Source organism: Ruegeria sp. HKCCD6119 (assembly GCF_013110585.1).
In the GTDB taxonomy this organism is placed as follows: domain Bacteria; phylum Pseudomonadota; class Alphaproteobacteria; order Rhodobacterales; family Rhodobacteraceae; genus Ruegeria.
Map to the genome: position 1 here is coordinate 17,101 of NZ_WVQV01000006.1, position 21,696 is coordinate 38,796.

Genomic DNA, 21,696 nt, shown 5'->3' on the forward strand with positions numbered 1-21,696 from the left:
CAACAGCATATTGACGGTTTCGCGTCATGTCGCACCAAAGCTTGAGAGGGATCGCAAAAGAACCGATGAACTGGCAAAGGGGCAGGGCCTTCAACTGCCGTTCATATTCAATTTTCGCCAGATTGAAAACATCCGGAATTACGCAGTGCGCCAAGAACACGCCCGAACACGATATTGAGCAGGGTGCACCCGAGTGTTTGAACTGCCTAAAACCCTTCTGTAATCTGATCGCTATCGGAAAAACTGGATGCAAAACCCCATGAAACATACCTTTCTGGCCGCAACACTTCTGGCTTTGTGGGCTTTTGTACTGGCGCTTCCGGTAAGCGTTTCAGCGCAAACATCCTTGATTCCGGGATACAACGCGGACAGTTCGTCTGCGTCCTCGCCGGAAAGCGACCTGGCTGCCGCAATTCGCGCCGCCAGCGAAGCCGGGGCCAGTGTGATCGTCATCGACAGCGCCGGGCAGGTTGTGACAACGGCAGGCGGCACGGATGCGGGTACGAATGATGCGGCGGGCGATTCGAACAATCCCATGGGTGAGGGGTCGCAGCTGATGAAGGCGCAGGAGCGGTTCTCGAAATTCCGTGAGTCCATGCAGTCACGGCTTGAGGCGCTGCCGTATTCGGTGTTCGAAGTGAAGTATATCCTGCGCCAGACCAGTCCGGACGGTCGCATTCAGACCTATGTGGAAGTTCTGGGCTGGAACATCCTGTTCCTGTTGTTGGGCCGCTGGCTGTCTATCGAGATATACGGGAAACGCATCGCGCGTCGCTGGGTCGTGGCGCGGATCAAGGATGAACCGCAGGGTTACCGAGAAAAGATGCCCTTCCTTCTGTTCCGGTTCCTGATGGGGATCGGAGCGACGATATTTGCCATGCTCATGGCCCTGATCGTCGGATACCTGTTTTTTGGCGAAGCGGACGATATCTCGATCCAGTTCACGGTCACGGCGATCTTCACGGCGTTCTTCCTGTCGCGCACGGTGTCCGATCTGTGGCGGATGGTTTTGTCACCTTACCTGAGTCAATACCGGCTGCCGCCGTTCTCGGACCGGGACGCCAAGCGGCTGTATCTGTGGGCTTCGGCCCTCGCGACCTATGACATCACGGTTGTTCTGTTTTCGACCTGGGTTGCGGATTTCGGGCTGAACTACAACGTCTACGCCATGGTCTATGGCTGCCTGACAATGGTAGGCGCTTTTGGCAATATTCTGATGATCCTGTTCAATGCCCGGGCCATTTCAAATGCCATCCGGGGCGGAAGAGCGCCGGATCAGGTCTCGTGGTTGTTGCGGTTCGTCTCCTTCGGCTGGGCACCTGCACTGATCGTCTATGTCGTGTTCAGCTGGTTCCGCCTGGCGGTTGATCTTGCACTGGAGAACCCAACGCCGCTGCCGCTGATCGCAAGCAGCTATATGATCTTCATGTCTGTCGTCGTTGCCTATGGTGCGATGAACTACGTGCTGGAGCGGTATTTTGACCGTTCGCGCAAGATCAACGAGATAAACGAAGAAACCGCCGCTGCCGAAGCGGATGCCGAGCCCGTGGAAACGCCCGAGGCAGAACAGCGCAAACAGTATCTTCTGACCTATGAGGATCTGGCGCGTCGGGTGGCTGGAATTCTGGCCTTTGTGATCGGTGTCTATGCCCTTGTGGTGATTTGGTATCCCGATGCGGAATGGAGCGAGGACCTGCCGGTTGCACGTGTGCTGGATGTAATGGTCATCATCTTCATCGGCTACATCCTGTTTCATTTCTTTCGCATCTGGATCGACAGCAAGATAGCGGAAGAAGTCGATGATGGCACCGAGGCCGAACTGGGCGATGAGGGCGGGGAAGGCGGACAAAGCCGGCTGGCGACGCTGCTGCCATTGTTCCGCGGCGCAATTCTGGCCGTTGTGGTCGTGACCATCATGCTGATCGTTCTCATGGAACTTGGTATCAATGTCAGCCCGCTGTTTGCGGGTGCCGGTGTGGTTGGTCTGGCTGTCGGTTTCGGATCTCAAACACTGGTGCGAGACATCTTTTCCGGGGCGTTTTTCCTGATGGATGATGCCTTTCGGAAGGGTGAGTACATCGATATCGGAGACGTCAAGGGAACGGTCGAGAAGATCTCGGTCCGGTCCTTCCAGCTGCGTCACCATCTTGGCGCGTTGAACACGATTCCTTTTGGCGAAATCAAGGTTCTGACGAACTATTCCCGTGACTGGGTGATCATGAAACTGCCGCTGCGCGTGACCTATGACACTGACGTGGAAAAGGTGCGAAAGCTGATCAAGAAGCTGGGGCAGGAGTTGCTGAGCGATCCTGTGATCGGCGAAAACTTCATACAGCCGCTGAAGTCCCAGGGCGTGATCGAAATGCAGGATTCAGCGATGATCATCCGGGTCAAGTTCATGACCAAACCGGGCGATCAGTGGCTGGTGCGCAAGAAGGTCTATCAGGAAATTCGTGAATTGTTCGCGCGGGAAGGCATCAAATTCGCGCATCGCGAAGTCACCGTGAGGTTGGCAGACGGCAAAGACGCCGATGACCTGACGCCGAAACAGCGTGAGGCGGTAACAGGCGCGGTGCAGGCAGCGATCGATGAGGATTACCTGGACGATATCGGCCCTGGGGGCGACGATCGATAGGGGCGCGGCTGCGTACCGGATGGTCAGTAGGCGTCGAGCGGCCAGACAGGTTCTGAACTGCCCAGTTTCGACGCGGGCAAATCCCAGCGCATCGTCGCTTCGCCGACCCTCAGTGCAGGGTTGAGGCGATGGCCCGGCCCCCAGCCGGACGCCTCTGTCGCCGTGCCGTAATCCGGTGTTGCCGGGCTGATGGGTGAAGCTTCTGCGTCGTCTTTGCCGAGCACGGCCAGAAGTTCGGCGGTGCGCGCCAGAGAGAGATGTGCGTGCATGATGGAATTGCCTGACGCGGCCTCGGCCAGTGCGGACAGGACGGCAGCCGCCATCAGATAGCCGGTCGCGTGGTCCAGAGCCTGAACCGGCAACGGGGTCGGCTTGTCCGCGTTCGCCCACTCCATCCCGGCATGGGCGATACCCGCGCTCATCTGGACAAGGCTGTCAAACCCGCGCCGGGTCGACCATGGACCTTGCCAGCCATAGGCATCCAGCGTGACTTCGATCCGGTTCGGAGCCAGCTCGTCACGTTTGGCCCGGGTCAGACCCAGTGCCTCCAGCGCGCCGGGTCGATACCCGTGTATGAACACATCCGCCTGAGCCAGCAACCCATGCAATCGTTCAAGGCCGGTTTCGGATTTCAAATCAAGATAGGCGCAGCACTTTCCCAGCGATATGTCGGGGATCACCCCCGGTTCATCCCAGCCAGGTGGGTCGATGCGCAAGACCTCGGCTCCGAACCCTGCAAGCGTTCGCGTAGAAACCGGGCCGGCCAGAACGCGCGTCAGATCCAGCACCCGTAACCCTGCCAGAGGCCGATCAGCAGTGGCCCGGGGTCTGTCGCGCAGATTGACATAGCGCGGTCCCTGCCATCCGATCAAAGGGTCGCGCGACACGGCGCGGCCTTGTGGGTGATCAAGCCATTCCGTCCGGCTGCGCATGGCAGCGGCCACCCCACCTTCGGCAACAACCGCCGTTTCCAGATCCGATACTGACCAAGATCTGACGGCTTTTGCCACGGCTTCACGCTCTGGCCGGGTGCCAAGGACTTTCAACGCGGCAGAGCGATGGCGGGGCAGGTTTGTGTGCAGCCTAATCCAGCCATCAGCGGCTTTGTAGTCGCCCGCGACCGCATCCCACAAACTGGGCATGTCCCAACCATCCGGCTTGAAGGAATAGCCGAACCACAGAGATGCCAGCCGATGATCAATCGAGACTTCGGGTGCCTTCGTGGACAGGTTGATCGCCTGGATCAGCTGGGCCATTTCCCGCCCCACGGCTGCGAAACTGGCGGTGGCCAATTCGGAAACGGCAAAGGCGCTTGGCAGAACACCGGCACCGACCCTGTGATAGCTGCCGGCAGCGGGAAGCGTGGCAAGAAGACTCATTGCTGATAGGGGTCGAGACTGTCGCGCAGCCCGTCACCAAGGAAGTTGAACGCCAATACCACGACAATGATCGGCAGCATCGGGATTGCCGTCCAGGGATAGATCTCGATCGACGCGAGGTTCTGCGCGTCATTCAGCATCACGCCCCAACTGACTGCGGGTGCGCGCAGGCCGAGGCCAAGAAAGCTGAGCGCCGTTTCCCCCAGGATCATGGCTGGGATCGACAATGTGGCCGATGCAATCAGGTGCGACATGAAGTTGGGCAGCAGGTGCTTGCGGATCACGCGGCCAGAACTTGCCCCCATCATCTCGGCGGCTCTGACATATTCCTCTTCCCGCAAAGACAGGAACTTCGCCCGAACCGAGCGCGCCAAACCCGGCCAGTCGAGGATGCCCAGAATGATCGAAATGATGAAGAACACTGCGACCGGGCTCCAGTTCGAAGGCACGGCGGCGGAAAGGGCCAGCCACAGCGGCAGTTCCGGCAACGAACGCAGGATTTCGATGACGCGGTTGATGGTCCAGTCGATACGCCCGCCGAAATAGCCGGCCATCGAACCGAACAGGATGCCAAGGAAGAAGGACACCGAGATACCGATCAGACCCACCGTCAAAGACAGTTGCGCGCCATAGAGAATACGGCTGAAGATGTCTCGGCCCAGACGGTCGGATCCCCACAGGAACAGCGTTGTCCCCTCTGGCGGGCAGAACAGGTGTGTGTCCGACGGTATGAAACCGGCCAGCTTGTATTCAGAGCCTTCGCAGAAGAACCGGATCGGGCGCGGGTCTTCTGTGTCGGGGACAAACTTCCATTGGAAGGTTTCAAGGTCCGCCTCGGCGACGATCGGATAGACATGTGGGCCGATGAACTCGCCCTCGTGAAACCAGTTTACCGATTGTGGCGGCGCGTACAGGTGCTCTCCGTTTCGGTCATTTGGCCCGTAAGGCGCAATAAACCCGGCAAAGGGCAGCATTAGATAACAAAACAGCAGGAAAATGCCCGAGATTAGGCCCAGCTTGTGGGTTTTGAACTTGCGCCAGACCAGAACCCAGTTGGGGGCATCCAGATCGGCGCGTTCCAGCTGCTGAATCGAGGCCTGCGGATCAAACGGCGCGTCATCGACATAGCGGTTGTCAGGACGATCAGTCATGCCTCGCGCCCCTCATACCGAATGCGCGGATCCAGCATCACCAGCAGGATATCCGAAATCATCGTGCCGATCAGCGTCAGCAGGGCGACGAACATCAGGATGAACGCCGACAAGAACTGATCCTGCGTCTTCAAAGCAGTCAGCAGTGTGGGGCCGATGGTTTGCAGGCCCAGAACGACCGATACCAGAACCGAGCCGGACACCATCGACGGCAGCAGGTTGCCGATATCGGCGACAAAGGGGTTGAAGGCCACCCGCAGGGGATACTTGGTCAGCATTCGTGACGGGGCCATGCCCTTCGCGATGGCGGTTTCCACATAGGGTTTGCCGAGTTCGTCCAGCATGTTCGCGCGCAGACGCTGCATCATCGCCGATGCCCCTGAAGTACCGATGACGAAGGTCGGTACGATCAGGTGGATGAGGATGGACTTCAATTTCTCCCAACTCATCGGCTGGCCTTCGAAACTCGGATCCATCAAGCCCCCGATCGGCAGGTTGAAATACTGGTGGCCATAATAGAACAGGATCAGCGCCAGCAAAAAGTTCGGCGTTGCCAGCCCCAGATATCCGACGAAGGCCGAGGTATAGTCGATCCATGTCCGGGACCGCGCGGCGGCGATAACGCCCAGTGGCAATGCGACGGCATAAACAAACAGGATTGCAGCCAGATTGACCACAACCGTCAACCAAAGCGTGTCACCGACGATTTCGGAAACGGGACGGTCGAATTCAAAGGACCACCCGTAATTGCCCTGAATCAACCCGGAAAACCCGTGCGGTCCGGGCCAGAATCCCATCCAGATCAGGTATTGTTCCCACATCGGACGGTCCAGAGCGTATTCAGCGCGCAGAAACTCTGCCTTTGCGACACCTGCGGACTGGCCCGAGGCCTGAAGTTCAGCGATCTGGTTGCTCAGATAGTCGCCGGGCGGAAGGTTGATGATTACAAAAACCAGAACCGAGACCACCAACAAAGTCAGCAGCATCGTGAAAAAGCGATACACCACGTAGCGCAGCATGATCATTTAGCTGCTCCTGCTCAGTCGGCGAAAAAGAATTCGTCCGGGCGGTGAATGCCGAAATGTGCACCGGGTTCCCAAGCCCACATAGCCTGTTCCGGAACATTGCGCAGGCGGTTTGACACCACAATGGGCTGGGGGGCGCCGTTTAGGATGCCAATCGCATAGACCTGATCGGCATGGATTTTCAACATCTCGGTCCAGACAGCTGCGCGTTCTTCATCGGTCGCGGCGATTTGCCATTCATGCGCCAATTCCATCAGGCGCTGCGCCTCTGGCATGTCGGGGGCCTCACCCGCTTCGCCACCGGTCTGATAGTGCTGCCCCCATTTTGGCCAGGCCAGAAACACCTGATCTGTCGGGGCCAGATAAGCCGGAGATGTATGCGCCTGTGGAATACCGTCATCCCAACCGAACCAGACGGACGCCATGGAGTTGCCCGCGAAAACGCGGTTGCGCAGGATGTCCCTGTCCAGCGGGCGCATGACCAGTTTGACACCGATTTCACGCCAGGTATCGGTTACGATCTGAAGCGCGTTTTCGACTTCCTGCCGCTCACCCGCGGTTTCGATAACCAGCTCCATCGGACGGCCGTCAGGCAAAAGGCGAATGCCGTTCTTGTCGCGCTGATCCAGACCAGCCTCATCCAAAAGTGCATTGGCCTGATCAATATCGTATTGTGCCCAGGCCGCAGCGTTTTCTTCACTGTAGAAGGGCGAGGCGGGAAGAACCGAGTTCGCGGCAGGGTGTGCGAGTTTGAAGTAAAGCGCCTGGTTGATGGTCTGCCGGTCGATGGCCAGCGACAAGGCGCGCCGAACACGAGCGTCCCTCAGTACATTGCGCCAGACGTCATCAGAGAAGTTCAGGTTCGGGTAGATCGCGACCTGCGAGGCCACGCCGGTTTTCCACAACAGCGTTTTGTATCCGCCCTGTGCTTCGCCTTTCTTGAGGATCGACGCGTCTCGGAAGGCAAGGCCACGGCCTTGCAGGTCGCTTTCACCGGCGTTGGTCTTGGCGGCAACAAGACCGGGGGCGACGATCTCCATCTCGACCACGTCAATATAGGGAAGCTGCACCCCCTTGCTGTCGATGCGGTGATAATAGGGGTTGCGCACAAAGCTGTGACGGATTTTCTTGCCCGAGCTGGCGTTCAGCCATGGCTGCAACGTGGGAAGTTCGTGGTTGTCGAACTTGTAAAGATTATCCAGCTTGTTGTGCAGCGCTGCCCAACTTTTGACCCGGGCATCTTCAACCTGAAAGGCAAGCTCTTCCGCATCTGCGTATTTCTCGTGATACTGTTTCAGAAAGGCGGCCGGCCGGTAAATAAAAGGCGGTCGTGCTTGTGCCAGAGATTGCAGAAAGTTCGGGTTGGGATCATCCCATTCGAAGATCACCGTGGTCTCATCAGGAAACGTGACCGTGGGCAATTTGCCTTCGACGATCAGAAAATCGGGTGGGCCTGACGGGCTGAGCAACTCGTTGTTGGCGACGTCTTCCCACCAATAGCGGAAGTCTTCCGAGGTAAAGGGAGAGCCGTCCGACCACTTGTGTCCTTCGCGCAGTTTCAGGGTGAATTTGCGATTGCCCTCGTTTTCATACGAGGCCAGCAGGTCGGGTACCAATTCGTAATCTTGGTTGAACCCGACCAACCTTGCATAGCCGTAGACAACCATCTGCCGGATATCTTTGGATCGTGTGACCATGGTGCGCAGAGTGCCACCCGGTTTCCCGAATTCTCTTCCTTTTGCGGCCAGATCCACAATCAGAGGGTCCTTGGGCAAACGCTCCTGCACTGGCGGAAGATTGCCGCTTTCAACCTCGGCGCTCCAGAATGCGCTTTCCTGAGGTGTCGGGATTGTCTCTGCCGCGGCGGGCAGGGTCCCTGAAAACGCCAGCATTGCGGCCAGCAGCAGAGGGCGAATGGTATTAAACATGGCAACGTACCTTATGGCCCGGTTCCAATTCCACCAATGAGGGTATCACGGTGTCCGAGAAACGAAAGGCTTCATCCCAACTGTCCGGCGCGCCGGCACCCAGAGAAACCAATTGAAGGTCAATCGGGCGATTGATGTCGGGTTCGGGTTGAGCGGCAATCAGCGCCTTGGTGTATGGATGGCGCGGATTGTAGAAAAGAGTTTCGGGCGGTGCCTGTTCGACGATCAGACCCCGCCTCATGACGGCAACTTCGTCAGCGATCCGTGCAACAACGGCCAGATCATGTGAGATGAACAGGTAGGACAGGTTCAGGCTGTCTTGCAGGTTTTCCAGCAAAGTCAGGATTTGTTCCTGAACAGACACATCCAATGCCGAGGTCGGTTCGTCGCACACGATCAACTGCGGGTCCAGCATCATGGCCCGCGCCACTGAAAGGCGTTGTCGCTGCCCTCCGGAAAACGCGTGCGGATAGCGTTTGAGCATATCACCCGTCAGGCCGACGCGCTGCAACATCTCGGCGGCTTTGTCACGCTGTTCGGCTGTTGTGCCGATGCGATGGATTTCCAGTGGCTCGGTCATGGCGTCCTGGATGCGCATCCGCGGGCTGAGCGAACTGTAAGGGTCCTGAAACACCATCTGCGCCTTGCGCTGAAACGCTGTGCGCTGGGCTCGGGTCATTTTGTGCACCGTGATCGGGTCGGCGTCGGGGGCGGTACGAAACAGGACTTCACCACCGGGGTCGGGCAATTCAGCCCCCAAGGCGATGCGGGCCGCCGTTGTCTTTCCAGATCCGCTTTCACCGACAATTGCCAAAGTCTTGCCGCGCGCCAGGTTCAGGTCGACTCCTCGGCAGGCATAGATTGCTTTGTCGGATTGCCATCCTTTGCTGGACCGCATGGTATAGGTCTTGGACACATCCTTCATCTGCAGGATCAGATCCGTGTCGGGCATCGGTATACCCACCGCATCCTGATCCGGTATTTCCGGCGCGGCATCAAAAAGCTGCTTGGTATACGGGTGTGCGGGCGCGGTCAGGATCGGGGCGGCGGGGCCGGCCTCCATGATACGTCCCTTGTGCATGACGACGACCTGCTCGGCCATGTTGGCGACGACGCCCAGATCATGAGTCACCAGAATAAGCGCCATGCCGGTTTCACGCTGCAATTCCTTGATCAGGCCCAGAACCTGCGCCTGCGTGGTCACATCCAGTGCGGTGGTCGGTTCGTCCGCGATCAGCAATTCGGGTTTGGACACCATTGCCATGGCGATCATGGCACGTTGGCGCATACCGCCTGACAACTCGAAAGGGTAGGAGTCATAGGCACGCTGTGGATCAGGGAAACCGACACGTTCGAATTGCGTCAGGACCTTTTTGCGCGCCGCGGACTCGGACAGCCCACGATGCAGCCACAAAACCTCGCTGACCTGATTGCCGATCTTGTGCAGCGGGGACAGCGATCTCATGGGCTCCTGAAAGATCATTGAAACCCGATTGCCGCGGATGTCGCGCAGCTCACGTTCGGAAACCGTGGTGAGCTCGCACATGCCCTTGGAATCGTTCAGGGTAATCGTGCCGCTTCGAATCTGCGCCGTGCGGGGCAGGATACGTAAGGCTGCGCGGCATGTGATTGTTTTTCCCGATCCCGATTCTCCGACAAGGGCAAGCGTCTGTCCGGCTTCGACATCGAAGTTCACATCCGTGACCACGGAATTGCCCGTACCAAAGCCGATGCTGAGGTCTCTTACGGACAACAACGCGCTCATGCGGGTTTTCCACCCGTTTGACCGTTCGATGACATCGGTTACTTCAACTCCCCGTGATTTTTTGTTCAGTGTCGCGCGGTTCCGCCCGACTAGTCAAACCCGTTCTTGGGCCGAAATGTCGCGAAATCGTGAAACTATGGGCTTCGTCGCTACACAAAGTCTTGAGATTTTGCCATCAAGGACGGCATCGGGCGCATTTATGCTCTCGAATGGTATCAAGGAGATATTTTCCGGTGTCCGAGAATCAAAGCCGTCTGGATCTGTTCATCGATCGCATGGTGTCTCAGCGCGCTTGTCTGGATCACGCAATCCGGCACACTGCGGGCATGACAGGTCCGGTGTTCGAATTGGGTTTGGGCAACGGGCGTACGTATCACCATCTTGTGCAGCACATGGATGGTCGCCCGGTCTATGTGTTCGAACGCGCGGTGGCCTCGCACCCCGACTCGACCCCGCCCGAAGATCGCGTGATTCTGGGTGATGTGCGGGATACCCTACCTGCATCGGTTGAACGGTTCGGTGCGTCAGCCAGCCTGATCCACGCGGATCTTGGCGGGCACAATCGCGAAAAGAATGACAAATTCGCGCGGTTTGTATCTCCGCTCATCGAGCCTTTGCTTGCTCCGGGCGGGCTGATGGTCTCGAGTGATCGGATGTATTTCGAAGGGCTGACCGAGATGCCGTTGCCCGAAGGCGCCGTCGAAGGGCGCTGTTTCATATATCGCCGCTGACCGAAAAGGAGTAACGGCATGATTTTCTACGATTGCTCCACTGCTCCAAACCCTCGTCGTGCGCGGATGTTCATTGCCGAAAAAGGATTGGATATCGAAACGCGTGAGGTCTCGATTGCGAAAGGTGAACAGTTGAGCGAAGCCTTTCGCGCTGTGAATCCACGGGCCACGATCCCGGTTCTGGTAACGGATGACGGAACCGTTTTTACGGAAAATCTGGGCATTGCGGCTTTTCTGGAGGCACAGTTTCCGGAACCGCCTTTGATGGGCCGAACCCCCAAGGAAAAAGGTTTGGTTCTGATGTGGAACGCGATCGTCGAACATCAGGGCGGGGCACCGATTGCCGAGGCATTGCGCAATGGACATCCCGCCTTCAAGGATCGCGCCATTCCGGGCCCTTCCAATCATGCGCAGATTCCCGAACTTGCACAGCGCGGGCGCGAGCGTGTGGCATCCTTCTTTGAAATGCTGGAATCACGTCTGACGGAAAGCCCGTTTGTGGCCGGTGACGTGTTTTCCCTGGCGGATATCTCGGCTTTCGTTTTTGTCGATTTCACCCGCGTCATCAAGATGCGTATCCCGGAAGACAACGCGGCCACCCTTGCGTGGTTTCGAGCCATCCAATCTCGTCCAAGCGCAAGTCTGTAAACCTGCTGAACCGTGCCGGGTTGCGTTGTGATCAGCACTGTACAGAAATGTCTAGACAGATGTGAACAGTGCCACTAGCGTCTCCTCAGATTCTGTTCAGGGGAGGTCGGGATGAAATCCCAATATCGCGTCGTGGTCATCGGAGGAGGCGTTGTCGGGGCCTCGGTTCTGTATCACTTGGCCAAGTTTGGCTGGTCGGATGTCGTCATGTTGGAACGGCGGCGGCTGGCGTCTGGGTCGTCCTGGCACGCAGCGGGAGGCATTCATGCTTTGAATGCCGATCCGAACATGGCGTCTTTGCAGGCCTATACCATTGATCTGCTCAGCGAGATCGAGAAGGAATCAGGCCAGAATATCGGCCTGCACATGACCGGTGGTCTGACGCTGGCGGGAACCCCCGAGCGGTGGGAGTGGTTGCAGGCCAATTACCGTATCTTCCAGTCCATCGGCATTGATGACTGTGAACTGCTGAGCCCTGAAGAGGCGCAGAAACGCTGCCCGATCATGTCCACCGACGGCATTCTGGGCGCGATGTGGGCCGACCGCGAAGGCTATATCGACACCACAGGCACCGTGCAGGCCTATGCCACCGCCGCGAAAAAGCGCGGTGCCGAATACTACGAGGAAACCAAGGTCGAGGAACTGATCCAGACGGCGGATGGCTGGCAGGTGGTGACCGACAGGGGCACGATCACCTGCGAACATGTGGTCAACGCCGCCGGCCTGTGGGCCAAGCAGGTGGGACGCATGGCAGGGGTCGAACTGCCGGTTTCTCCGCTGAAACACCATTACCTGATCACCGACACGGTGCCCGAGGTCGCCGCGGCCGATTTCGAGATGCCGATGACCGTGGATCTCGAGGGCTTCACCTATATGCGGCAGGATCAGAAGGGTGTTCTGGTCGGAATCTACGAGGTCGATCACGAACACTGGGCCATGGACGGCGCGCCGTGGAATTATGGCGAAGAGCTGTTCCAGGAGCAGCTGGACCGTATCGAAAACGAACTGACGCTGGGGTTCGAACGCTATCCGGCGATCCAGAACGTGGGCATCAAGACATGGGTGAACGGTGCGTTCACCTTCTCGCCCGACGGCAACCCTCTGGTCGGTCCGGTGCCGGGCAAGCGCGGTTATTGGACCGCCTGCGCGGTGATGGCCGGGTTCCTGCAAGGCGGCGGCGTCGGCAAGACGTTGGCCGAATGGATGATCCATGGCGAACCCGAGGCCGACGCGTGGCCGATGGATGTGGCGCGCTATGGCGATTTTGCACAGAACAAGCGCTACATCCGCGAGACGACGGGCCAGTTCTATTCCCGCCGCTTCGTGATGACCTATCCGAACGAGCAACTGCCCGCCGGACGCCCGTTGAAAATGGCACCGGCGCATGATGCGATGACCGAGGCAGGGTGCAAATGGGGCGTCAGCTGGGATCTCGAAGTACCGCTTTATTTCGCGCCGAAAGGGTTCGAGGAAACCCCGACGCTCAAGCGTTCGAACGCGCATGACATCGTGGCCGAGGAGTGCAAAGTGATCCGCGAAGGTGCGGGCCTGCTGGATATTTCGGGCTTTTCGCGGTTCGAGGTTTCCGGTCCGAACGCAGAAGCTTGGCTGGACAATGTCATGGCCTCCAAGCTCCCCGGCCCGGGTCGTGCGAAACTGGCCCCGATGTTGGGTGAGGATGGACGCCTGAAGGGTGATCTGACGGTGCTGAATTGGGGCGACGGGACCTGGTGGATCATGGGAAGCTATTACCTGCGGGCCTGGCATATGCGCTGGTTCGACGATCACATGATGGATGGCGTCAATATCCGTGATTTGGGCGAGGAATATTGCGGCTTTGCCGTGGTCGGGCCGAAGTCACAGGCGGTTGTGGAAAAACTGGCGGAACAGGATATCTCGGGCTTGAAGTTCATGGGGTGCGGCGATTTCGATATCGGCCTCGTGCGCGCCCGCGTCGCCCGCATGTCGGTGACCGGAGAAAAGGGGTACGAGATCAACTGCCGCTATGGCGACCATATCAAGCTGCGCCGTCTCCTGCTGGAAGCGGGGGCCGAGGAAGGCATCCGCGAATGCGGTTTCAACGCGATGCTGTCCACGCGGCTTGAGAAAAGCTTTGGCATCTGGTCGGCGGAGTTCACGCAGGCCTACACACCGGGCATGACCGGAATGGATCGCTGGATCGACTGGGACAAGGACTTTGTTGGAAAGGCGGGCGCGCTTGCCGAACGTGACGGCAACGGCCCCGCGCAAATTCAGGCGACACTGGAAATCGATGCTCTGGACGCAGATGCCAGCGGATACGAACCGGTCTGGGCCAATGGCGAACGCGTTGGGTTCGTAACCTCGGGCGGCTACGGGCACTATACCGGTAAGTCACTGGCGATGGCCCTGATTGATCGGGACAAGGCGGAACCGGGCACGGAACTGTCCGTCCACGTGGTGGGCGTTGAACGTCCGGCGCGTGTGATCGCGCCGTCACCTTATGACCCCGAAGGCAAAGCGATGCGAGGCTGATCATGACTGCTGCAGAGCGCGGGCGCCGACGGCGGGGGCGGGGGGCTGAAGCCGCCCCGCAGCCCGGTCGCGATGTGAACTATCGCCAGCTCAGGAATCCTTTCCCACAGATGGAAGTGTTCCCGGCCGATCAAATCGCGGATATGCATGACACCGCCTTGCGGACACTGGAAGAGTTGGGGGTAAAGACCCTGCTGCCCGAGGCGCGGAAACTGTTCAAACAGGGCGGCGCGCGGGTGGATGAAGACACTGAGATGGTGTTTATCGGGCGCGAGATAGTTGAAGCCGCAGTCGCGTCAGCGCCCAGATCCATCGCCTGCCGCGCCGGCTCGCGGCGTCGCGATTTTACTCTCGAACTGGGCTCGCTGGTGTTTCAACCCGGAGCCGGTGCGCCGAACGCAACCGACCTTGAGCGTGGTCGGCGCCCGGCGACAGGTCAGGATTATCTGGAGTTTTTGAAGCTTACGCATCATTTCGACGTGTTCCAGATGATTTCGCCACAGGTCGAGCCGCAAGATGTGCCGACCCATCTGCGTCATTACTTCACGACTCGGGCCCAGATGGAACTGACAGACAAGTTTCCGTTCTTCTTTTCGCGCGGAACCCCGCAGGTGATGGACTGCTTTGAGATGCTGACCACGGCCCGCGGTCTTTCGGATGATGCGTTCCGGGGCCATGCGCATTGCTATACGATCATCAACACCAACAGCCCGCGCACCTTGGACATCCCGATGGCGCAAGGTCTGATCGACTTTGCCCGCCACGGTCAGATGTCGATCATCACGCCGTTTACCCTGATGGGCGCGATGGCGCCGATTACTGTGGCCGGGGCGATCACCTTGTCTCATGCCGAGGCCCTTGCCGCGCTGACTTTGACCCAACTTGCCAATCCTGGAGCGCCGGTCTGCTATGGCACGTTCACCAGTAACGTGGACATGAAGTCCGGCGCGCCCGCTTTTGGGACGCCGTCGCACTTTCAGGCATCACTGGCTGCGGGCCAACTGGCGCGGCATCTTGGTTTGCCCTGGCGGTCGGCTGCCGGATCGGCGTCAAACACCAACGACGTACAAGCCGCGAACGAAAACCAGTTTGGGCTTTGGGGATGCCTTATGGCCGGGGCAACGGTGATCATCCACTCCGCAGGCTGGTTGGAAGGCGGGTTGACGGTTTCCTTCGAAAAGCTGGTCTGCGACGCGGAAGTGCTGAATATGGTCGCCGAACTGTGCGCAGGTGCGCAGGCGGGGCCGTCCGAGATCGGGTTTGAAACTGCATTGAGTGAGGTTGAACCCAGTGGCCACTTCTTCGCATCAAGCCAGACGATGGAGCGCTATAATACTGAATTCTATCAACCGCATGTCCATGACTACGCCAATTTCGGCACGTGGGCCGAGCGTGGTTCGGTGGACGCGAACCATCGGGCAACGGATGTTTGGAAAGGCATTCTAAACGACTTCCAGGCGCCCGCTGTCGACAATGATCGGACAGGTGATTTACATGACTTCATTGCCCGTCGTACCGCCGAGGGCGGTGCCCCACCGGAGAGTTGAATGAGCCCGAAACCGATCCTTCATCGCGATGACCCCGAGGCCGAACCATTGATCGGCAACATCAAGGTCACGCGCGACGACTGGCTGAACGTGGCGATGGATGTGCTGATTTCGGACGGCGTGGACCAGATCAAGGTCCTGAACCTGGCCGAACGGATGGCAGTATCGCGGTCGTCGTTCTATTGGTACTTCAAATCCCGGCAAGAGTTGCTGGATGCGTTGCTGGCGCGCTGGCAGGCCACCAACACCGCCGCCTTGGTCGCGCAGGCCGAAGCACCGGCCGAGACGATAACGGCGGCCGTCTGCAACGTTCATCGGTGCGTGGTGAACACCGATCTGTTCGATACTGCGCTGGATTTTGCCGTACGTGACTGGGCGCGAAAATCGGGCAAGGTGCGGCGTATGCTGGATCAGTCGGACGCCCGCAGGCTGAAAGCGCTGCACGCCATGTTCGCCCGCTACGGCTATTCCGAGATCGAAGCCGAAACCCGGGCGCGCGTGCTGTATTACATGCAGATCGGTTATGATCTGGCGCAATTGAACGAACCTATCGAGATGCGGCTGTCGATGGTGCCGCATTACCTTTACGCCTTCACAGGTGTCGAGCCGAAACCCGAGGAAGTTGAAGAATTCAGCGCGTATTCCCTGCGCTTTTGGAAAGGAAACCAGACATGAGCCAACCAGACGCAATCATCATCGGAACCGGCGTGATCGGCGCGGCCATTGCGTTCGAGATGTCCAAGGCGGGACGGAAAACCCTGTCGTTGGACCGGAATTCTCAGGTCGGGCACGGTTCTACCGCGGGGTCCTGCGCGATTATCCGGATGCATTATTCCACATTCGATGGAACCGCGCTTGCCTGGGAAGGCTACCACTACTGGCGCGACTGGGCCGAGTACCTTGGCTTGCCGAAAGACGCCAACCTTGCGCAGTTCCGCGAAACCGGCTGTCTGGTCATGAAAACCGAGGCGAACGGGATGCTGGAAAAACACATGCGCAATTCGTCCGAGCTGAATTGCCCGTTCGAAGAATGGTCAGATGAAAAAGTGCTGGAACGCTTGCCGGTCTATTCGCTGGACAGCTTTGCCCCCGCGCGCCGTATGGACGATCCTGAATTCGGCCAACCCAACGGGCGTAAAATGACGGGCGGGGTGTACTGGCCTCAGGCGGGTTATGTCACCGACCCGGCCCTGTCGGCTCAGAACCTGATGGATGCCGCGAAACAGCATGGGGCCGAGCTGCGCACCGGCGCTGAAGTCACGGAAATCCTGACCGAGGGCGGGCGCGTTTCCGGCGTCAAGCTGGCCTCGGGCGAGGAAATCCACGCCAAGGTTGTGGTCAATGTGGCAGGACCTGGTTCGTCCATCATCAACAAGATGGCCGGCGTTCTGGACGATATGACCATCAAAACCCGACCCTTGCGGCAAGAGGTCGTGCACGTTCCAGCCCCTGAAGGGTTCGATTTTGAACACGACGGAACCATCGTTTCGGACAGTGACATTGCCTGCTATTGCCGCCCGGAACACGGCAATCACATCCTTGTCGGATCTGAGGATCCGGAATGTGATCCGCATCAGTGGTGCGAGGACGATGTGAACTACAATCGTGAATTCACCGATCAATGGACCACGCAGGCCATGCGGTATGCGCAGCGTGTGCCCAGCCTTGGTATTCCATCGAAAACGCGGGGCGTGGTTGACCTTTATGATGCGTCTACCGACTGGATTCCGATCTATGACAAATCCAGCCTGCCGGGATTCTACATGGCCTGTGGTTCAAGCGGAAACCAATACAAGAATGCGCCCATTGCGGGCAAGATGATGGCGGCACTGATCGATTACTGTGAAGGTGGCGCCGATCACGACGCGAAACCGTTGCAGTTCGAATTGCCATACATCAAGCGGACAATCGACGTGGGCTTCTACTCGCGCAAACGACCGATCAATGAGGAAAGCAGTTTCTCGGTTCTGGGCTAGTCGCGTTTCGCAAACGGTCTATGTCGTGTGTGGCTGTCAACAAGCCCGGCCCTGACATGACCGACCGAAAGACAACCGTATTGATCCTTGGCAGCGCCCCATCGGCGCTGGAGGCGCGGGCATGGTCGCGCGCGCCTTTCACGCATATCGTCGCCATCAACAACGCATGGCGCATCCGAGAAGACTGGGATTACCTGATCCATCCCGAAGACTTCCCGGCAGAGCGCCGCCCTGAAAAAGTTCTTGGCACTCAACACATAGTCACTGCCGACGAATACGTCCCAAGACAGAATGACTATGGCGGGTTCGTTTATGCCGGCGGAACGATGGCTTTCACGGCAGGCTATTGGGCCTTGTCAGTCTTGAAGCCGGATGTTCTGGCTTTTTCCGGTTGCGACATGATGTATTCAGGATCGGGGCGAACACATTTTTACGGAAATGGCACGGCGGACCCTTTGCGAAAGGACGTGACACTGCGTTCGCTTGAAGCGAAGGCCGCCCGACTGGGGCTTTATGCAGCCGCTCAGGGGTGCAGAACCGTACGGTTATCCGGTGCCCCAAGCCGGCTGGTATTTCCATCCGTCAACCTATCTGACCTGGCAGCCGCACCGCTTCCCGATATTGCAGCCATGCACAGTGTGCAGCGAATCGAAGATGATCTTGGCTATTATGTAGCCTCGGGTCGGTATTGGGAAGTTGAGCACCGGTTCGACCCTGCTGCGATTGACGCATTGGATCGGATGTGGCTTAGGGCCTATCGGCTTGCCGTGTCGGAGAACGCGGCCTGACACCGTCAGGCGGCGGCGAAGGTAACCCAGGCCCAAACCATCGCAACATAAGTCAGGTTGTGCATCAACTGATCCAAACCTGCGGCGCGCCAAAAAGCGGGTTGCGTTGGCTCAAGTCGCTTTTTGTCTGAATAGCTGGCCTTGATGAAATCGATATTGAAATGGATGAACCATTCCAGCGCCCCGACAATCAGAATAAAAACCAGCGGCGCGCCGAACACCAAAAAAACGACGATAGAACCCACAACATGCACAGCGGCATGTTGCGCGCGTCCCAAGTGAAAATACTCACCCCGACCGGAAAGCATCTTCGGTGTCTGGAGGTAGTAGTCAGCGAACATATGCTTGATCAGCAAAAGACAAAGCATAAGAAACACCGCGCCAATACTGGCAGTCAAAAGAACCCTCCCGATATCGTTCTGACGCCAACATTAGGCAATAAAACGGGCACGCGTAAATGAACTAGTTCACATTCGGTCAAGAAATTTTCCAAAAGGGAAAAATTTGCTTATCCTGTCTGGATGATATTTGATTCATGCTGTTGAAATTGCATGCATTGCGTTTAATCCACGTCGAAGGTCAGCAGCAGGGGCAGGTTCCATAGAACGCACAATTTTCCGCTTTATCTGGAAATACTCCAAGCGCGAACAGCTGGTCCTGCTGGCCGTGACGGCGACGCTGTTTCCTTTGCTGTATCTCACACTTGAGTTGCCAAAACGAATAATCAATGACGCGATCGGGTCGTCCACCTCTGAGGTGACGATCTGGGGCTATTCCATGTCGCAGACCAATTTTCTGGTTGCTCTGTGCTTTGCCTTTCTGGCGGCCGTGCTGTGCCATGGCCTGATGAAAATGCGCATCAACACCATGAAGGGCGTGCTGAGTGAACGGATGCTGCGGCGCTTTCGCTATCAGTTGATCAGCCGGGCGCTGCGCTTTCCTCAACCCTATTTCGAGCGTGTCAGCCAGGGTGAAATGGTGTCAATGATCACCGCCGAAAGCGAGCCGATGGGCGGCCTGATGGGCGACGCGATCAGCCAGCCGGTTCTTCAGGCTGGCCAAATGATCACCATACTTTCCTTCCTGTTCCTACAAAGCGTCTGGTTCGGGCTGGCCGCCGTGGCGCTGATACCCTTGCAGGCCTGGTTGATCCCCAAGCTGCAACGCCAGATCAACCTGCTGAACAAGAAACGCATTCAGGAGGTTCGAGTTCTGGCGGCGCAGATTGGCGAGAACGCGGCGGGCGCGTCCACCCTGCGGACCAATGGCGGCTGGCGTTTTCGCCGGTCGATGATCTCAGAGCAATTGGGACGCCTGTTCGGCATCCGTTTCGAGATCTATCAAAAGAAGTTCTTCATGAAATTCCTGAACAACTTCATCTCGCAGCTTACACCGTTCATGTTCTATCTGGTTGGTGGTCTGTTGGTGCTTCAGGGCTCGGTTTCGCTGGGGGCGCTGGTTGCCGCATTGGCTGCGTACAAGGATCTCAGCTCACCTTGGAAGGAACTGCTGACCTATTACAACCAGACCCAGGACATGTCGCTGCGCTGGGATGTGGTCGTTGACCGTTTTGCCCCGGCCGGAATGCATGATGAAACCTTGTTCGAAAGTGAACCCTCCGAGTGGCCACACCTGAACGGCGACATCGTGCTGGACCACGTTTCGGTGCGTGACATGGATGGCAATCAGGTGCTTGATGATCTGGACCTCAGTTTTCCTGCCGGAAAGACAATTGGGATCGCCGCCCCCAGCGAGGAAGATCGACGCGCCATCGGCGAATTGCTGACACGGGAAATACGTCCCAGTGCTGGCCAGGTTCGGATCGGAGATCTGAAACTGGCCGAGTTGCATCAGGTGGTTGTCGCCGCGCGTATCGGGTATGTCACATCACGCCCTGTCATGTTCCAGGGTACGCTGGGCGACAACGTGATGATGCCGATGCGGTTCAAACCGCTGACTGACCCGCCGGACGACCCGGATTTTCTCGAAACCTTGAGGGCAGGCAACAGTGCCGATCCGTTTGGGGCGGAATGGCTGGACCCAACTCTGGCCGGCTTTCAGGACGCCGCAGAACTGCGTGCCTGGTGGTTGCAGTTGATTGATGGAATGGGGTTTGGCGCAGCGCTGTTCCAACGGGGCGCCGAACAAAGCTTCGATGCGGCCGAGCATTGTGAACTGGCAAAGAAACTGATCGAGCTGCGCCCGGTCGTGCAGCAGGCGGTTCGGGATGCCGGGCTGGAACAACAGGCGCTTGTCTTTGACCGGAACACCTATAATGCGGCCCTGCCTGTGGCTGAAAATCTGCTTTTCGCAACGCCACGTGTTCCTGTGACACAGGCTTTGCTTGCGCAGCAAAAGGTCTTTCTCGGACAGTTGCGTGAACTGGGGCTGGACGAGACATTGATCGCGTTGACCCGCGACGTGATCGACATGCTGCGCCAGATCTTCGGGATGGATGGAACCGACCACCCGTTGTTCCAAAAGCTTGGTCTTGATGCAAAAACCTATGAAATTGCGGTGGATCTGGTGGACCAGACCCGCAAAGAAGGTTCGGACGGGCTGGATGACGAACAGCTTGCCAACATGTTGGCGGTGCCATTTGTGATCTCTGCCGAACAGATCGGACCTGCGTTCACGGATGAACTGAAGGATCGCATCCTCGAACTCCGGCACAGCCATTCCGAGAAACTGATGGAGCGTTTGCAAGACGTCTTCGTTCCATTGGATCCGAACGTCTTTGCGCCCGGATTGACGGTCATGGAAAATGCGCTGTTCGGAAAAGTCAGCCAGATTGGCGGTTCCCGTTCGGACGAAGCCCGCAAGGTGATAGTGGATGTGTTGGCTGAAAACGGCGCGCGCCCATTGGTCACAGAGCTGATCTATGATGTCCAGGTTGCTCTCGGCGGTCAGAATCTTCCGGCGGTGTTTGCCGAACCCTTGGCCTTTACCCGAGCGACGATCAAGAAACCTGACATCCTGATTCTGGAAAACGCGCTGGCCAGCTACGACATGAAAACGCAGGTGGCGGTCTATAAACGGCTCCGTGAACTGCTGCCGGACACCACCGTCGTCTATCTGAATGATCAGTTTGAAAACCCCGGTGCATTCGACATGTATGTTGAAATCCGGCAAGGTCGTGTGGTCTCGGACGGAGGGCCTGTGGCGGTGGAGGAAGACAGTGCAGCATCGGCGGATTTGACGCGGAAACTGCGCGCTCTGGAACAAACCCCCTTGTTTTCGGGTCTGGACCGGCGTCAGCTGCGCCTGCTGGCCTTTGGTGCGCGCTGGTTTGATGCCGCGCCGGGGCAGGTGGTGTTCTTGAAAGATGACCAACCCACCGACGGTGCCTATGTGGTGCTGGAGGGCGAAGCAGGTTTGTATCTGCCGCAAGAACAGGGGCCTGACCAATTGATCACCAAAGTCGGGCCTGGTGCTTTGGTCGGAGAGTTGGGCCTGATCAGAAAAGAACCACGTGCGCTGAGCATGGTGGCGGAAACCCAGCTTTCCTGCTTGCGGATCGGTGAAGAAGAATTCCTTGCCGTTGTGGAAAACGACGCGGCGACCGCATTCAAGCTGTTGCAGGTTATCGCCGGCTATGTGTCCAATTAG

At 58.0% G+C, this 21,696-nt stretch carries 15 protein-coding genes; 9 read left to right on the top strand and 6 right to left on the bottom strand.

Annotation, left to right across the window (positions count from 1 at the left end):
* The first annotated feature begins 259 nt into the window (after positions 1 to 259).
* The gene (locus GS611_RS14090) at positions 260 to 2,635 is read left to right on the top strand and encodes a mechanosensitive ion channel family protein (RefSeq protein ID WP_171636692.1); all 2,376 of its coding nucleotides are present in this window, start codon (positions 260 to 262) and stop codon (positions 2,633 to 2,635) included.
* Between the two features lie 23 nt (positions 2,636 to 2,658).
* On the opposite strand, the gene GS611_RS14095 is transcribed toward GS611_RS14090, so the two are convergent.
* Genes GS611_RS14095 through GS611_RS14115 form a run of 5 tightly spaced genes read right to left on the bottom strand, consistent with a single transcriptional unit; the run spans position 2,659 to position 9,883 of the window.
* Positions 2,659 to 4,014: a CoA transferase gene (locus tag GS611_RS14095; RefSeq protein WP_171636694.1), complete on the bottom strand. Its 1,356-nt coding sequence runs from the start codon at positions 4,012 to 4,014 to the stop codon at positions 2,659 to 2,661.
* Complete coding sequence (locus tag GS611_RS14100) at positions 4,011 to 5,165, bottom strand: ABC transporter permease (protein WP_152457136.1); 1,155 nt, start codon at positions 5,163 to 5,165, stop codon at positions 4,011 to 4,013. The genes GS611_RS14095 and GS611_RS14100 overlap by 4 nt, the downstream gene beginning before the upstream one ends.
* Complete coding sequence (locus GS611_RS14105) at positions 5,162 to 6,190, bottom strand: ABC transporter permease (protein ID WP_152457137.1); 1,029 nt, start codon at positions 6,188 to 6,190, stop codon at positions 5,162 to 5,164. The genes GS611_RS14100 and GS611_RS14105 overlap by 4 nt, the downstream gene beginning before the upstream one ends.
* Positions 6,191 to 6,204: 14 nt before the next feature.
* On the bottom strand, positions 6,205 to 8,118 hold the full coding sequence (locus GS611_RS14110) for an ABC transporter substrate-binding protein (RefSeq protein WP_171636697.1): 1,914 nt from the start codon (positions 8,116 to 8,118) through the stop codon (positions 6,205 to 6,207).
* On the bottom strand, positions 8,111 to 9,883 hold the full coding sequence (locus GS611_RS14115; RefSeq protein WP_171636699.1) for an ABC transporter ATP-binding protein: 1,773 nt from the start codon (positions 9,881 to 9,883) through the stop codon (positions 8,111 to 8,113). The genes GS611_RS14110 and GS611_RS14115 overlap by 8 nt, the downstream gene beginning before the upstream one ends.
* Positions 9,884 to 10,092: 209 nt before the next feature.
* On the opposite strand from GS611_RS14115, the gene GS611_RS14120 reads away from it, so the two are divergent.
* From GS611_RS14120 to GS611_RS14150, 7 genes are all read left to right on the top strand, one after another.
* Positions 10,093 to 10,614 (top strand): class I SAM-dependent methyltransferase, encoded by a 522-nt coding sequence (locus tag GS611_RS14120; protein ID WP_171636701.1) that lies wholly within the window; start codon positions 10,093 to 10,095, stop codon positions 10,612 to 10,614.
* A gap of 18 nt (positions 10,615 to 10,632) precedes the next feature.
* Positions 10,633 to 11,262, top strand: a complete 630-nt coding sequence (locus GS611_RS14125) for a glutathione S-transferase family protein (RefSeq protein WP_171636702.1) — start codon at positions 10,633 to 10,635, stop codon at positions 11,260 to 11,262.
* A gap of 111 nt (positions 11,263 to 11,373) precedes the next feature.
* Positions 11,374 to 13,776: an FAD-dependent oxidoreductase gene (locus GS611_RS14130; RefSeq protein WP_171636704.1), complete on the top strand. Its 2,403-nt coding sequence runs from the start codon at positions 11,374 to 11,376 to the stop codon at positions 13,774 to 13,776.
* 2 nt (positions 13,777 to 13,778) lie between these two features.
* Positions 13,779 to 15,323, top strand: a complete 1,545-nt coding sequence (locus GS611_RS14135) for a trimethylamine methyltransferase family protein (protein ID WP_171636706.1) — start codon at positions 13,779 to 13,781, stop codon at positions 15,321 to 15,323.
* A complete protein-coding gene (locus GS611_RS14140; RefSeq protein WP_171636708.1) occupies positions 15,324 to 15,998 on the top strand; it encodes a TetR/AcrR family transcriptional regulator in 675 nt (224 codons plus the stop codon).
* On the top strand, positions 15,995 to 17,299 hold the full coding sequence (locus GS611_RS14145; RefSeq protein WP_171636710.1) for an FAD-binding oxidoreductase: 1,305 nt from the start codon (positions 15,995 to 15,997) through the stop codon (positions 17,297 to 17,299). The genes GS611_RS14140 and GS611_RS14145 overlap by 4 nt, the downstream gene beginning before the upstream one ends.
* Before the next feature lie 56 nt (positions 17,300 to 17,355).
* Positions 17,356 to 18,087, top strand: a complete 732-nt coding sequence (locus tag GS611_RS14150) for a hypothetical protein (RefSeq protein ID WP_171636712.1) — start codon at positions 17,356 to 17,358, stop codon at positions 18,085 to 18,087.
* A gap of 5 nt (positions 18,088 to 18,092) precedes the next feature.
* Here GS611_RS14150 and GS611_RS14155 read toward each other — a convergent pair whose 3' ends face one another.
* Positions 18,093 to 18,455, bottom strand: coding sequence for a DUF3307 domain-containing protein (locus GS611_RS14155; protein WP_371732272.1), 363 nt, complete (start codon positions 18,453 to 18,455; stop codon positions 18,093 to 18,095).
* 244 nt (positions 18,456 to 18,699) lie between these two features.
* Between GS611_RS14155 and GS611_RS14160 the strand changes: the two genes are divergently transcribed.
* A complete protein-coding gene (locus GS611_RS14160; protein WP_171636948.1) occupies positions 18,700 to 21,696 on the top strand; it encodes a cyclic nucleotide-binding domain-containing protein in 2,997 nt (998 codons plus the stop codon).